Annotated in this window: 14 protein-coding genes; 5 read left to right on the top strand and 9 right to left on the bottom strand. The window is 71.8% G+C overall.

The window, feature by feature from the left end; translation table 11 throughout:
* Window positions 1-46: 46 nt before the first annotated feature.
* Window positions 47-682 carry a Uma2 family endonuclease gene (locus ACWDUZ_RS31700; RefSeq protein WP_451635245.1) on the bottom strand — a complete coding sequence of 212 codons (636 nt, stop codon included), beginning with the start codon at window positions 680-682 and terminating at the stop codon, window positions 47-49.
* Window positions 683-858: 176 nt separating this feature from the next.
* Window positions 859-1,887, bottom strand: coding sequence for a LacI family DNA-binding transcriptional regulator (locus tag ACWDUZ_RS31705; protein WP_451635246.1), 1,029 nt, complete (start codon window positions 1,885-1,887; stop codon window positions 859-861).
* A 144-nt stretch (window positions 1,888-2,031) separates the two neighbouring features.
* Here ACWDUZ_RS31705 and ACWDUZ_RS31710 point away from each other — a divergent pair, with 144 nt between their 5' ends.
* The 4 genes from ACWDUZ_RS31710 to ACWDUZ_RS31725 are packed head-to-tail and all read left to right on the top strand — an operon-like array spanning window position 2,032 to window position 7,490.
* Complete coding sequence (locus ACWDUZ_RS31710) at window positions 2,032-3,339, top strand: ABC transporter substrate-binding protein (protein WP_451635247.1); 1,308 nt, start codon at window positions 2,032-2,034, stop codon at window positions 3,337-3,339.
* Complete coding sequence (locus ACWDUZ_RS31715) at window positions 3,336-4,232, top strand: carbohydrate ABC transporter permease (RefSeq protein WP_451635248.1); 897 nt, start codon at window positions 3,336-3,338, stop codon at window positions 4,230-4,232. The genes ACWDUZ_RS31710 and ACWDUZ_RS31715 overlap by 4 nt, the downstream gene beginning before the upstream one ends.
* 4 nt (window positions 4,233-4,236) lie before the next feature.
* Window positions 4,237-5,142, top strand: coding sequence for a carbohydrate ABC transporter permease (locus ACWDUZ_RS31720; RefSeq protein ID WP_451635249.1), 906 nt, complete (start codon window positions 4,237-4,239; stop codon window positions 5,140-5,142).
* 35 nt (window positions 5,143-5,177) lie between these two features.
* Entirely contained in the window at window positions 5,178-7,490 is a 2,313-nt protein-coding gene (locus tag ACWDUZ_RS31725) for a beta-xylosidase/alpha-l-arabinosidase (RefSeq protein WP_451635250.1), read from the top strand.
* 285 nt (window positions 7,491-7,775) lie between these two features.
* Here ACWDUZ_RS31725 and ACWDUZ_RS31730 read toward each other — a convergent pair whose 3' ends face one another.
* The 4 genes from ACWDUZ_RS31730 to tsaB are packed head-to-tail and all read right to left on the bottom strand — an operon-like array spanning window position 7,776 to window position 10,367.
* Window positions 7,776-8,072: a hypothetical protein gene (locus tag ACWDUZ_RS31730; RefSeq protein ID WP_451635251.1), complete on the bottom strand. Its 297-nt coding sequence runs from the start codon at window positions 8,070-8,072 to the stop codon at window positions 7,776-7,778.
* A complete protein-coding gene (gene tsaD, locus ACWDUZ_RS31735) occupies window positions 8,069-9,178 on the bottom strand; it encodes a tRNA (adenosine(37)-N6)-threonylcarbamoyltransferase complex transferase subunit TsaD (protein ID WP_451635252.1) in 1,110 nt (369 codons plus the stop codon). The genes ACWDUZ_RS31730 and tsaD overlap by 4 nt, the downstream gene beginning before the upstream one ends.
* Before the next feature lie 5 nt (window positions 9,179-9,183).
* Complete coding sequence (rimI, locus tag ACWDUZ_RS31740; protein ID WP_451635273.1) at window positions 9,184-9,663, bottom strand: ribosomal protein S18-alanine N-acetyltransferase; 480 nt, start codon at window positions 9,661-9,663, stop codon at window positions 9,184-9,186.
* A 50-nt stretch (window positions 9,664-9,713) separates the two neighbouring features.
* Window positions 9,714-10,367: a tRNA (adenosine(37)-N6)-threonylcarbamoyltransferase complex dimerization subunit type 1 TsaB gene (tsaB, locus tag ACWDUZ_RS31745; RefSeq protein WP_451635253.1), complete on the bottom strand. Its 654-nt coding sequence runs from the start codon at window positions 10,365-10,367 to the stop codon at window positions 9,714-9,716.
* A 125-nt stretch (window positions 10,368-10,492) separates the two neighbouring features.
* On the opposite strand from tsaB, the gene ACWDUZ_RS31750 reads away from it, so the two are divergent.
* Entirely contained in the window at window positions 10,493-11,059 is a 567-nt protein-coding gene (locus tag ACWDUZ_RS31750) for a hypothetical protein (protein ID WP_451635254.1), read from the top strand.
* A gap of 72 nt (window positions 11,060-11,131) precedes the next feature.
* Here ACWDUZ_RS31750 and ACWDUZ_RS31755 read toward each other — a convergent pair whose 3' ends face one another.
* The 3 genes from ACWDUZ_RS31755 to ACWDUZ_RS31765 all read right to left on the bottom strand — a co-directional run bounded on the left by ACWDUZ_RS31755 (window position 11,132) and on the right by ACWDUZ_RS31765 (window position 13,153).
* On the bottom strand, window positions 11,132-11,344 hold the full coding sequence (locus ACWDUZ_RS31755) for a hypothetical protein (RefSeq protein WP_451635255.1): 213 nt from the start codon (window positions 11,342-11,344) through the stop codon (window positions 11,132-11,134).
* Between the two features lie 128 nt (window positions 11,345-11,472).
* The gene (gene tsaE / locus ACWDUZ_RS31760; RefSeq protein ID WP_451635256.1) at window positions 11,473-11,994 is read right to left on the bottom strand and encodes a tRNA (adenosine(37)-N6)-threonylcarbamoyltransferase complex ATPase subunit type 1 TsaE; all 522 of its coding nucleotides are present in this window, start codon (window positions 11,992-11,994) and stop codon (window positions 11,473-11,475) included.
* Window positions 11,960-13,153, bottom strand: coding sequence for an alpha/beta fold hydrolase (locus tag ACWDUZ_RS31765; RefSeq protein WP_451635274.1), 1,194 nt, complete (start codon window positions 13,151-13,153; stop codon window positions 11,960-11,962). Before ACWDUZ_RS31765 ends, tsaE begins: the two co-directional genes overlap by 35 nt.
* Between the last annotated feature and the right edge of the window lie 107 nt (window positions 13,154-13,260).

The following is a 13,260-nucleotide window of genomic DNA, read 5'->3' on the forward strand; positions in this document are numbered from 1 at the left end:
CCGCGTACCCGAGCGCGACCGCCACGGCCATCCCGACCGCGGCCGGTCAGGAAGCGACGATCGCCTTGCCCACGGCGAAGCCCTTGGCCGGCCCCTCCGGGATCACCGCGTCCGTGCCGTAGGGGACCCGGTGCTCATCGGCGTACTTCGCCTTCTTCGGGTCGGGGGAGGTCAGCACGACCACCGCGCCCTCGTCGTCGAAGTCGTCGACGATCACGTAGACCGGGATCCCCGCCCGGGCGTACTCCCGGCGCATGCGGACGCGGTCACGCTGAAGGTTCCGATGCCCCGGCGAGGTGACCTCGACGACCATCTTGACCCCGGAGGCGTCGACGCCGAGTCCCTCCTCGTCGGGGATCTCGTCGAGGTCGGCAGGAGCCACGAAGAGGTCGGGGATCCAGGATTTGTGACGGTGGATGACGTTGACGTCCTGGTGAGCCGCGTACCCGCTGCCCGACAGATGGGCGTCGAGCACCCGTCGGAAGCGGTTGACGAGCACCCCGTGACGACGGCGACCGGTGGGCGACACCTCGATGGCCCCCTCGATGATCTCGGCGCGGTAGCCCTCGGGGAGATCCATGGCCTTCCACGCCTGCCACAGGACCTCGTCCAGGTCGGAACCCGGCTCGGTAACCGGCTCGTCTGCCACCACCGGGGCCACCTCTTCTGCGAGAGCGGTCATCGTGAAGCACCTCCTCCTTCAAGTGTGGGCGGGAGCGCCACTACGGCACAAGCGACAGCGGTGACGCTACGGAACCGCGGACCCGTGCACGTCCGCACGCCGAATGATCATCCCAACGGGTGAGCGCGTCCCGATCCGCCCGTTCGAAACTTTCGAGCCGCCCGTGCGTGCCGCTCTCACGCCCCCGGTGCCGCCGTGCTGCTGCGCACGACCAGGGTCGTCGCCAGCTCCACCCGGGTCGCCGCCTGCGTCTCCTCCTCGCGCCCGAGGTCCAGGACCAGCCGCGCCGCCGCCTCGGCCATCTCCGTCAGCGGCTGACGCACGGTCGTCAGCGGCGGGCCCACCCAGCGGGCCACGGGCAGGTCGTCGAAGCCGACCACGCTCAGGTCCTCCGGAATGCGCAGCCCCAGCTCCCGCGCCGCCTCGTACAGGCCGAGCGCCTGGAGGTCGTTGCCCGCGAAGATCGCGGTCGGCCGGTCCTCCCGGCGCAGCAGCTTCAGACCGAGCCGGTAGCCGGCCTCGTGGTGGAAGTCGCCGGTCACTATCAGCGTGGGGTCCACCGGCAGCCCCGCCGTCTCCAGCGCGGCCCGGTAGCCGTCGACCCGGGCACGACTGCACATCATCCGCGACGGCCCGCTGAGCGCCCCGACGCGGGTGTGGCCGAGCTCGATCAGGTGCCGGGTGGCGGCGAGGCCGCCCTGCCAGTTGGTCGCGCCGATCGAGGGCACGTCGGTGCCGGGGTCGCCGGCCGGGTCCATCACCACGAACGGGATCGACCGGCTGGTCAGCAGCGCCCGCTGGGACTCGTCGAGCCCGGACAGCACGAGCACCACTCCGTGCGGGCGGCGGGCGGCGACCTGGTCGGCCCAGGTCCGTCCGGGGGTGAGCCGGCCCGCGCTCTCGGAGAGCACCACGCTCAGGCCCGCGTCCCGGGCGACGTTCTCCACGCCCCGGATGACCTCCATCGCCCAGGCGCTCTCCAGCTCGTGGAAGACCAGGTCGATCAGGGGTGACCGGGTGGCCTCGGCCCGTCTGCGCCGGTAGCCGTGGGCACGAAGCAGGTCCTCGACCCGGCTGCGCGTGCTCGGGGCGACATCGGCCCGACCGTTGAGGACCTTCGAAACAGTCGGAGCCGACACACCTGCCTCCCGCGCGATCTCGGCGAGTGTGGCCGTGCGGGTTTCGGGGGTCTTCATCGGCTTCATGGTCCGAGATCGTAACTCCGCGGTCCCTCTTGACGAACCCCCTGGAACGTCTTACGTTCCCGGAACATTCGAAGTAACATCCGAAACATTCGGGTACCGGCGAGCAGCGCTTGCCCGGATGATCTCTTTGAAAGGTGCCGCCTTATGGAGTCCTACAGCAGACGCTGGTTCCTCGGTGCGGGCGCGGGCGTCGTCGCCGCCGCCGGACTGACCGCCTGCGGTACCGGCACCGGCTCGGGCGGCTCGGGCGGCACCGTCAACGCGATGGTGTACGGCGACGACGCTGTCAAGGTACAGGAGAAGGCTGTCAGCCGGTTCAACGCCTCGACGGCGGCCGAGACCGCGAAGGGCAGGGTCAAGCTCCAGAAGGTGCCCGGCTCGGAATACCCGGCCAAGCTGCGCACCGCGATGGGCTCGCCCAACGCCCCCGACGTGTTCTTCAACTGGGGCGGCGGCTCGATCAAGGCGTACAAGGAAGCCGACCAGCTGATCGACCTCACCGACACCATCCAGTCCGACTCGGTCCTCAAGAACGGCTTCCTGCCCTCCGTCCTGGCCTCCGGGGCGCTGGAGGGCAAGATGTACGGCATCCCGATGCGCGGCATGCAGCCCGTGCTGGTCTTCTACAACAAGTCCATGTTCGCCGAGCACAAGCTGCGGGAGCCGAAGACCTGGGACCAGTTGCTCGACCTCAACGCCAAGCTGAAGAAGGTGAAGATCACACCCTTCGCGCTCGGCGGCGCCGATGTCTGGCCGGAGCTGATGTGGCTGGAGTACCTGGTCGACCGCATCGGCGGCCCGCAGGTCTTCGCCAAGATCAAGGACGGCGACGCCTCCGCCTGGGGCGACCCGGCCGTGCTCAAGGCCGCCGAGGCGGTCAAGCAGCTCATCGACGACGGCGCCTTCGGCAAGGGCTTCAGCTCGGTGTCGTACACCAACGGCAGCGCGCCCGCGCTGCTCGCCAAGGGCAAGGCGGCGATGCACCTGATGGGCTCGTGGGAGTACTCCACGCAGCTCGGCAAGTTCCCCGCCTTCGCCAAGCAGGACCTGGGCTGGTTCGCGTTCCCGAGCTACGACGGCGGCGCCGGCGACATCCGCAACGTCGTCGGCAACCCCACCAACTACTGGTCGGTCAACGTCCGCGTCTCCAACAAGGACGCGGCAACAGCCTTCCTGCGCGACTGTGCCTCCGAGGAGTACACCAAGGACCTGATAGCCAACGGTGACGTCCCGACCACGACCGTCGCGGAGAAGCTGCTGGACGCCTCCCCGAACCCGGAGTTCGCCAAGTACCAGTACCAGATGGTTCAGGAGGCCCCGGCGTTCACCCTCAGCTGGGACCAGGCGGTCGACCCGAACTGGTCGCAGCCGATGCTGACCGAGATCAACAAGTTGTTCGTGGGCAAGTCGTCGCCGAGCCGGTTCGTCTCGGCGCTCAAGGAGCTGAAGTGAGCTCGTCCGTCACCACCCGGGCGAAGGGCGGGCCCGGCAGGGGGGTGCGGGCGGGCCGCCCGCACTCCGTCTGGGCCCTGCCCGCCGTCCTGTTCTTCACCTTCTTCGCCGTCGCCCCCATGGCGCTGGCGTTCTACCTGTCCTTCACCAAGTGGAACGGCCTCGGCGACCCCGAGCCGGTGGGCTTCGCCAACTGGCAGAAGCTGTTCGACGACCCGCGGCTGACCCAGTCGCTGACGGTGACCGTCCTGCTGACCGTCGTCAGCTGGGCCTTCCAGAGCGTGGTGTCGCTGCTGCTCGGCGTCTGGGCGGCGGGCCGCCAGCGCAACCGCGCATTCCTGTCCGCGGTCTTCTTCGTGCCGTTCCTGCTGTCCTCGACGGCGATCTCGCTGCTGTTCTACGCCCTGCTCGACCCGAACTTCGGCATCGTCCACGGGGACACGCTCGGCACCACCTCCGGCGCCTTCCTGGCGATCGTGTTCGTCGGCGGCTGGCAGTTCATCCCCTTCCACACGCTGATCTACCAGGGCGGGGCGCGCCAGATCCCCGAGGTGCTCTACCAGGCGGCGGCGATGGACGGGGCGGGCCGCTACCGGCAGTTCTTCTCCATCACCCTCCCCCAGCTACGCAACACGGCGACCACGTCCGGCGTGCTGATGATCGTCGGCTCGCTGACGTACTTCGAGACCGTGCTGATCCTGACGCAGGGCGGGCCGGGCACGGACACCGCGATCCTGCCGTACCTGATGTACCAGGCGGGCTTCAAGAACTACGACTTCGGCTATGCGAGCGCCGTCGCGTCCTTCCTGGTCGTGGCCGCCACCGCGCTGTCGCTGCTGCTGGTGCGGCTCTCCGGCTTCGGGAACATGCGCAGCACCAGGGAAGGAATGTGACGAGATGTCACACGACACGTTGCGACGTCCGCGTCCGGTGAAGACCCCCGTCCCACCGCCCGCCGCCGACCCCGGCCGCCGCCGCCGACACTGGACCAGACGCCCCAACCCGCTCGCCGGTGCGGGCTCGGTGCTGTGGCTGATCGTGGTGATCATCCCGATCTACGCGATGATCTCGGTCTCGCTGACCCGGCAGGACCAGGCGCTGGGCCACAACGCCCTCAAGCCGCCCAGCCACCCCACGCTGGAGAACTACAACACCGTCCTGCACAACGGCTTCGGCCACTTCCTGCTCAACACGCTCCTCGTGGCGGCCGCGGTCGTGGCGATCGTGCTCACGCTGTGCGTCCCGCTGTCCTACGTGGCCGTGCGTGCCCGCACCTTCTGGTCGGGCGCGACCTTCCGGCTGTTCCTGCTGGGCGTGGCCATTCCCGCGCAGGCAGTCGTGGTCCCCCTCTACCTGATGATCGCCAAGCTGAACCTCTACGACAGCCTGCTCGCGATCATCCTGCCGACCGCCGCCTTCGCCATGCCCGTGTCGACGCTGATCCTCACCGGCACCATGCGGGACATCTCCGAGGAGATGTACGAGGCGATGGCCCTGGACGGCGCCTCGACCTCCCGCATGCTCTTCCGGCTGGTCATCCCGATGACCAAGGGCGGCATCAGCACCGTCGTCATCTACTCCGCGCTCCAGGCCTGGAACGGCTTCCTCTTCCCGCTGATCTTCACCCAGTCCGACGGCCCGCGCGTGCTGACCCTCGGCCTGTTCAACTACGTCAGCCAGTTCGGGGTGAACATTCCCGCCCTGCTCGCCTCGGTCGTCCTTTCGGGTATCCCGATCTTCGCCGTCTATCTGGTGGCCCGGCGTGCCCTCGTCGGCGGACTGATGGGCGTGGGCGGCAAGTGAACGCACTTTTCCCCGACGACTCTGACAGGAGTTCCATGACCACCGCCCCCTGGCGTGACGCAGCTCTGCCCGCCGCCACCCGCGTCGACGACCTGCTTTCCCGGATGACTCTCGAGGAGAAGATCGCCCAGCTGTACGGCGTGTGGGTGGGCGCCGACACGGACGGCGACGGAGTCGCCCCGCACCAGCAGCACATGAACACCGACTACGACTGGGACGAGCTGATCACCCAGGGCCTCGGCCAGCTCACCCGCTCCTTCGGCACCTCCCCCGTGGACCCGGCGCTGGGTGCGCAGGCGCTGGCCCGCGCCCAGCGCCGGATCGCGGAAGCCGGCCGCTTCGGCATCCCCGCCGTCGCCCACGAGGAGTGCCTGGCCGGCTTCACCACCTGGCGCGCCACCGCCTACCCGGTCCCGCTGGCCTGGGGCGCGACCTTCGACCCCGCCCTGGTGGAGGCGATGGCCGCGCGGATAGGCCGGGACATGCGTTCCGTGGGCGTGCACCAGGGCCTGGCGCCCGTCCTGGACGTGGTCCGCGACCTGCGCTGGGGCCGGGTCGAGGAGACCATCGGCGAGGACCCCTACCTGGTCGGCACCATCGGCACGGCGTATGTGCGGGGCCTGGAGTCCGCCGGGATCGTCGCCACCCTCAAGCACTTCGCCGGGTACGCCTCCTCCGCGGGCGCCCGCAACCTGGCCCCCGTCCGGGCCGGCACCCGCGAGTTCGCGGACGTCACGCTGCCGCCGTTCGAGATGGCGCTGCGTGAGGGCGGGGCCCGCTCGGTGATGGCGGCGTACACGGAGACGGACGGCGTCCCGGCCTCCGCGGACCCGCAGCTGCTCACCGAACTCCTGCGCGACCGGTGGGGCTTCACGGGCACGGTGGTCGCCGACTACTTCGCCATCGACTTCCTCCAGACCCTGCACCGGGTCGCCGGCAGCCCCACCGAGTCCGCGCACCTGGCCCTGGCCGCCGGCATCGATGTCGAACTGCCCACCCTGAAGTGCTACGGCAAGGATCTGGCCGCGGCGGTGCGGGCCGGGACGGTCCCGGAGGACCTGATCGACCGCGCGGCCCGCCGCGTCCTGGCGCAGAAGTGCGAACTGGGCCTGCTCGACGAGGACTGGAACCCGGACCTGCCCACGGAGTCCATCGACCTGGACTCGGCCGAGAACCGGGCCGTGGCCCGCCGCCTGGCCGAGGAGTCGGTGGTCCTGCTGGCCAACCCCGACGGCGTGCTCCCCCTCTCCCCCGACACCAGGATCGCCGTGGTCGGCCCCCGTGCCGCGGACGCCCTGGCGATGCTCGGCTGCTACTCCTTCCCCTCCCACGTGGGCACCCAGCACCCCGAGACCCCCATGGGCATCGAGATCCCCACCGTGCTGGACGCCCTGCGGGCCGAACTCCCCGACACGAAGGTGACGTACACCGAGGGCTGCGGCGTCTCGGACCCGGACACCTCCGGCTTCGAGGAGGCGGTCGCCCGGACCCGCGAGGCGGACGTGTGCGTGGCGGTGCTCGGCGACCGCTCCGGACTGTTCGGCCGGGGCACGTCCGGCGAGGGCTGCGACGTGGCGGACCTGGCGCTGCCCGGCGTGCAGGGCGCGCTGCTGGACGCGCTGGTGGGCACCGGCGTGCCCGTCGTCCTGGTCCTCCTCACCGGCCGTCCCTACGCGCTCGGCCGGTGGGACGGCCGCCTGGCCGCGGCGGTGCAGGCGTTCTTCCCCGGCGAGGAGGGCGGCCCCGCGGTGGCCGGCGTCCTCTCCGGCCGCGTGAACCCCTCCGGCCGCCTCCCGGTCAGCGTGCCGCGGGTCCCCGGCGGCCAGCCGTGGACGTATCTCCAGCCGCCGCTGGGCCTGGCGGGCGAGGTCAGCAGCCTGGACCCGACGCCGCTGTACGCGTTCGGGCACGGCCGCTCCTACACGACCTTCGCCTGGGAGGACTTCGAGAACGGCGAGCGCACGGAGATCGGCACGGACGGCTCCTACGACCTCTCGCTGACGGTCCGCAACACCGGTGACCGGGCGGGCGCGGAGGTCGTCCAGCTCTACCTGCACGACCCGGTGGCGGCGGTGACCCGGCCGGACGTGCGCCTGATCGGCTACCAGCGGGTGGAGCTCGCCCCGGGCGAGTCGAGCCGGGTGAGGTTCCGCTTCCACGCGGACCTGTCGGGGTTCACCGACCGGTCGGGCCGCCGGGTGGTCGAGCCCGGCGACCTGGAACTGCGGCTGGCGGCCTCCACTGCGGACGTCCGCCACACCGCCCGCCTGACCCTGACCGGGCCGGTGCGTGAGGTGGGCCTGGAGCGGCGGCTGCACTGCGAGACGGAGATCTCGCAGGACGGCTGAGCCGCGGAACGGCCGGACACCGGACGGAGAAGGCCCGTCTCCCTCGGGGAGGCGGGCCTTCGCAGCGTACGGAGACGGCGTACGAAGAACGCCTTCGGGAGAACGCCGCGTCGAGAACACCGTGTGCGGAACACGGAGAACCCCGCCCCGGCAGAGCCGGAACGGGGTTTCGTCGAGCGCCGGGCAGGCCTTGCACCTGCATCTCCCCGCAGGAAGCGGGACGTCTTTCCTTGGACCACCAACGCACTGCTCACGGGCCTTCGTTCGCCCGTTCGCGTGTGATGATCATAGCGCATCGGCGGCCCGGTGCACCATTCGGTGATCCGCGTCCTCGCCCAGCGACTCGAAACGCCACCGGTGCACGGGCCGGGAGACCGACTCGGCGTCGGGCTCGGGTAGTTCGGGCAGTTCGGCGTCGTAGGAGGCGTCCCACCAGGTGATGACCAGCACCCGGTCCCCGCCGGCGCGGAAGGTCTCCCGGCGCAACGGCTTCCGGGCCAGCGGCTGCTCGCGCACCCAGGCGAGCAGCTCGGCGCCCCGGCCCTCGGCCGCCTTGGCCTCCCACATCAGCGCGACGGTCACGAGTACAGGTTCTCCTTGCTGATCTCGTGCACATGGTCGTGCGCCTGGTCATGGTCGCCGGGAACGTGCGTGTCCGTGACCGGCAGGGAGGAGTCGGCCGACAGGTCCCAGCCGGAGGCGGACCGGCCCCGGGCGACCATCTCGGCGCCCAGCGCGGCGACCATCGCCCCGTTGTCCGTGCACAGCTTGGGGCGCGGGACGCGCAGCCGGATGCCGGCCGCCTCGCAGCGCTCCTGGGCCAGGGCGCGCAGTCGGGAGTTGGCGGCCACGCCACCGCCGATCATCAGATGGTCCACGCCCTGGTCCCTGCAGGCGCGTACGGCCTTGCGGGTCAGGACGTCCACCACCGCCTCCTGGAAGGAGGCCGCGACGTCCCGCACCGCGACCTCCTCCCCGGCCGCCCGCCTGGCCTCGATCCAGCGGGCCACCGCCGTCTTCAGGCCGGAGAAGGAGAAGTCGTAGGCCGGGTCGCGGGGGCCGGTCAGCCCGCGCGGGAAGGCGATCGCCGCCGGGTCGCCCTCACGGGCGTACCGGTCGATGACCGGGCCGCCGGGGAAGCCCAGGTTCAGCACGCGCGCGATCTTGTCGAAGGCCTCGCCGGCGGCGTCGTCGATCGTCGCGCCCATCGGGCGGACGTCGGAGGTGATGTCCGAGGACAGCAGGAGCGAGGAGTGGCCCCCGGACACCAGCAGGGCCATCGTCGGCTCGGGCAGTGGTCCGTGCTCCAGCTGGTCCACGCAGATGTGCGAGGCGAGGTGGTTGACGCCGTACAGCGGCTTGCCGAGGGCGTAGGCGTACGCCTTCGCCGCCGAGACACCGACCAGCAGCGCACCCGCCAGACCGGGGCCCGCGGTGACCGCGACGCCGTCCAGGTCCTTCGCGCTCACCCCGGCCTCCTTCAGCGCGCGGTCGATGGTGGGGACCATCGCCTCCAGGTGCGCCCTGGACGCCACCTCCGGGACGACTCCGCCGAAACGGGCGTGTTCGTCGACGCTGGAGGCGACCGCGTCGGCCAGCAGTGTGGTGCCGCGGACGATGCCGACGCCGGTCTCGTCGCAGGAGGTCTCGATGCCGAGGACGAGCGGCTCGTCCCGGGTGTCAGCCATGGGTCTCAGGTTCCTTGTACGCCGTTGACGGGGTTACGGGGGGTCGCGGGATCGGACAGGCGCATCACCAGGGCGTCCACGTTCCCCGGCTGGTAGTAGCCACGCCTGACGCCGATGGGTTCGAAGCCGAAGCGCTCGTAGAGCCGCTGGGCGCGGACGTTGTCCACCCGGCACTCGAGCATCACCTCGGAGCACTCGAAGGCGGTCGCGGCCCGCAGCAGCTCGGTCAGCAGCCGGGCGCCGAGGCCGGTGCCCCAGTGGTCGCGGGCGGCCGCGATGGTCTGGACGTCGGCCTGCTCACCGGAGGCGACGAGACCCGCGTAGCCGACGATCCGGCCGTTCTCCTCCGCCACCACGTAGCACCGGTTCGCCTGCGCGCCGCGGGAGTGCGCCAGCTCGGACCAGAACATGCCCCGCGACCAGGTGTCCTCGGGGAACAGGTCCTTCTCCAGTGCCAGTACCGGGTCGATGTCCCACCAGCGCATCTCCCGCAGGACGCAGCCCTCGGTCCCGTTCCCGGTCGTCGTACGGTCCGTCACTTGGGGGTGACCACCTTGTAGTTCTTGGGCACCTGGGCGTCCGGCCGGCGCAGGTACAGCGGCCGGGGCGCGGGCAGTTCCTGGCCGGCGGCCAGTCGCTCGGCGGCCAGCGAGGCGAGGGCGGCGGCCGACACGTGCTCGGGCTCGTGCACCTGCGGGAAGGTGTCCGGGTAGAGCAGCGCGCCCGCGCCGACCGCGGGCAGCCCCCTGACCTCGTCGGCGATGTCGGCGGGCCGGTCGACCGCCGGATCGGTCAGACGGGTGCGGGAGTCGGTGTAGCGGGCCCAGTAGACCTCCTTGCGGCGGGCGTCGGTGGCCACGACGAAGGGTCCGGGGACGTCGGCGGCGTAGGCGAGCGCGTCGAGCGTGCACACGCCGTGCACGGGGACGCCGAGCGCGAGCCCGAAGGTGTCGGCGGTCATCAGGCCGACACGCAGCCCGGTGTACGGGCCGGGGCCGATGCCGACCACGATGCCCGTGACGGCGTCCAGTCCCAGCCCGGCCTCGGCGAGGACCCGGTCGACGGCCGGCAGCAGCAGCTCTCCGTGCCGTCGGGCGTCGACCTGGCTGGACGAGGCGATGACGGCCGTGCCGTCGTGCAGGGCGACGGTGACGGCGGGGGTGGCGGTATCCAGAGCGAGCAAGAGCACGCAAACAGCCTACGGCTCCGGCGGCGTCGGCACGGCCGTCCGGGTCCGGGGCGCCGCGGCTGCTACGGTCGCGAACGTGCCGTACGGCGGCACGGGTACAGCGACTGGCGCAGAGGTGGACGACCGTGGCAAGGAGCAGCTCCGGATTCGTGGCCGGGCTCACCGCGGCCGCCCTCGGCACGGTCGGCTTCCTCGCGTACCAGGCGCAGGCGAGCGTGCCCCCGAGCCTGCGGGGCGGGCACGACTCCACGGTCTCGCCCACGAAGGCGCCGACGAAGGCGCCCCGCGACCGGCGGAATCCGGCCGCGCTGCCCGTCGGCTCGGGCACGGGCGAGCGGGTGGTGTACTCGGTGGACGACGACCGGGTGTGGCTGGTCAGCGCGAGCGGCCGGGTGGAGAACACCTTCACGGTCAGCCCGGGAAGCGTCGACCCGCGCCCGGGCACCTACGCGGTCACCTCGCGTTCCAAGGCGGTGACCGGCACCGACGGCATCCCGGTCGAACACGTCGTGCGCTTCACCAGCGTCGACGGCGTGGTGATCGGCTTCAGCGCCGCGGTGCCCCCGAGCTCGGGCACCACCCCCACCCCGGACACCACGGTGAGGACCGGCGGCATCCGCGAGTCCCGCGCGGACGGCGAGGCCATGTGGATGTTCGCGACGATCGGCCAGAAGGTCGTCGTCATCCGATAGACACTCGGCCCGGCGGGACTACGCGATCCCCCAGGCTCACGCCGCACGACAGGACCACGCCGTCCGACAGGACTACGCCGCTCGCCGCCGCCGCTCCCCGGCGCGGCCGGCCGGGCGGGTCCCGCGGGCATCCGCGGGGGCCGGAGGCTGTGGCGGGCGGGACACGGCGGCCGCCGCCGCACAGGAGGCCAGAAGGTCGGCCATGGACACCGCCGCGTCCGAGTGCGGGCCGGGGCGGCGGTCGGTGGGCGGCTCGTTCGGCTCGGTGGGCTGGTCGGTCGGCATGATCGCCTCCTGGGGCCGGGCGCGGCGAAGTTAGGTAGACCTAACTTGCGGCTGCCACCATGTGACCACGTCCGGGCACGCGGCGCAAGGCATGCCGGCGCCCCGGTCGGCGACCCGCCACCGTGTCCTCAGGCGGTCAGGACGTCCAGGTCGACGGCCGCCCACCGGTCGCCGATACCGGCCACCGTCACCTGGCGCACCTCGTCCGTGGTGTCCCCGACGGCCCGGTGGATCAGGACCTGGAGCCGCTCGTCGGTCAGTTCCTCGACCTTGCCCTCGCCCCACTCCACGACGACCACGGAGTCCGGCAGCGAGACGTCGAGGTCCAGGTCCTCCATCTCGTCGAGGCCGCCGGACAGCCGGTAGGCGTCTACGTGCACCAGGGGCGGGCCGTCACCGAGGGAGGGGTGCACGCGCGCGATCACGAACGTCGGGGAGGTGACGGCGCCGCGCACGTCGAGGCCCTCGCCGAGCCCCCGGGTCAGGGTGGTCTTGCCCGCGCCCAGCTCCCCGCTGAGCATCACCAGGTCACCGGCGCGCAGCAGCTTGGCGAGACGCCGGCCCAGCTCCCGCATCTGCTCGGGAGAGGTGACCGTGATCTCGACGGGCTCGGGGTCAGCCGGGTTGTGCGGTGCCGCTGGTGCTTCCATAGCCACCCACGGTAACGCCTGCCGGGACCGCGCCCACGCGGGTGAGCAGGTCGGCGAGCCGGTCGGTGACGACCTCGGGATGCTCCAGCATCACCAGGTGCCCGGCGTCCGGGACCAGCACCAGTTCCGCCTCGGGCAGCAGGTCGGCGATCGCCTCGCTGTGCCCGCTGGGCGTGACCAGGTCGTCCACTCCGGCCAGGACGAGCACCGGTATGTCCGTGAAGAGGGCCAGCGCCTCCGTCTTGTCGTGGTCGGTGAAGGCCGGGTAGAACTCGGCGACCACGTCGATCGGCGTGCTCTCGATCATCCGCTCGGCGAACCGGGCGACCGCCGGGTCGATGTCGCGCCCGGCGAACGAGTACCGCTCGATGATCCCGGCGAACAGGTCGGCGGTGGCCCGCCGCCCCTTCTCCACCAGCTCGGCCCGTTGCCCGAGCGCCTTCAGCACTCCCGGCAGCACCCGCCGCACCGCGTTGACGCCGGCCACCGGTAGCCCGAAGTTCACCTCGCCGAGCCGTCCCGAGGACGTCCCCACGAAGGCGGTGGCGACGACCCGCTCCCGGATCAGCTCGGGGTACTGGGCAGCCAGGGCCATCACCGTCATACCGCCCATGGAGTGCCCGACCAGCACGAGCGGCCCCTCGGGGGCGGCGGCGTCGATCACGGCCTTCAGATCCCGCCCGAGCTGGTCGATCGTGAGCGGCACGCCGTCGCGTATCTGGCCCACGCCCCGCCCGGACCGGCCGTGGCTGCGCTGGTCCCAGTGCACGGTCCGTACGACGCCGCGCAGCGCCGCGCGCTGGAAGTGCCAGGAGTCCTGGCTGAGGCAGTAGCCGTGGCTGAAGACGACGGTGACGGGTGCGGGTGTCCGGCGTCCGAAGAGCCGACGGCGGCGGGGGCCGAGGTCCTCGGCGGTCTCGGGGGCGACGTCGTCGACCTCGTAGTGGAGTTCGGTGCCGTCGTCGGCGTACGCCCTGCCCGGGGTGCCGCGCAGGGTGCCGTAGGGACCGGCCGAGTCCAGGGCCAGCCGGGCCCTCCTGCGCATGTCGCGGCCGACGGTCATCCGCTCGACGGCGACGGTGGCCGCCGCCCCCGCCGCCACCACGCCCAGCGCCACGCCCGCCACACCGGTGGCCCGGCGCCAGCCGCCGGACGCCATCGCGGCGGAGGCGGCCGCCACCACACCCCTCTCGCTCACGTACCGCTCCTCCTCGTGCTGCCGTGCCGACGCCTCGCGCCATGCTGACGTCGTGCGTCGCTCCGGTG

The organism is Streptomyces sp. NPDC003393, from assembly GCF_053589015.1.

Bases quoted from the DNA above. Each gene is read 5' to 3' on its own strand.
- ACWDUZ_RS31705 (WP_451635246.1), bottom strand. From the start codon at position 1,887: ATGAAGCCGATGAAGACCCCCGAAACCCGCACGGCCACACTCGCCGAG.
- tsaD (WP_451635252.1), bottom strand. From the start codon at position 9,178: ATGGCTGACACCCGGGACGAGCCGCTCGTCCTCGGCATCGAGACCTCC.
- ACWDUZ_RS31725 (WP_451635250.1), top strand. From the start codon at position 5,178: ATGACCACCGCCCCCTGGCGTGACGCAGCTCTGCCCGCCGCCACCCGC.
- rimI (WP_451635273.1), bottom strand. From the start codon at position 9,663: ATGCGCTGGTGGGACATCGACCCGGTACTGGCACTGGAGAAGGACCTG.
- ACWDUZ_RS31755 (WP_451635255.1), bottom strand. From the start codon at position 11,344: ATGCCGACCGACCAGCCCACCGAGCCGAACGAGCCGCCCACCGACCGC.
- ACWDUZ_RS31720 (WP_451635249.1), top strand. From the start codon at position 4,237: ATGTCACACGACACGTTGCGACGTCCGCGTCCGGTGAAGACCCCCGTC.
- ACWDUZ_RS31765 (WP_451635274.1), bottom strand. From the start codon at position 13,153: ATGGCGTCCGGCGGCTGGCGCCGGGCCACCGGTGTGGCGGGCGTGGCG.
- ACWDUZ_RS31700 (WP_451635245.1), bottom strand. From the start codon at position 682: ATGACCGCTCTCGCAGAAGAGGTGGCCCCGGTGGTGGCAGACGAGCCG.
- ACWDUZ_RS31710 (WP_451635247.1), top strand. From the start codon at position 2,032: ATGGAGTCCTACAGCAGACGCTGGTTCCTCGGTGCGGGCGCGGGCGTC.
- tsaE (WP_451635256.1), bottom strand. From the start codon at position 11,994: ATGGAAGCACCAGCGGCACCGCACAACCCGGCTGACCCCGAGCCCGTC.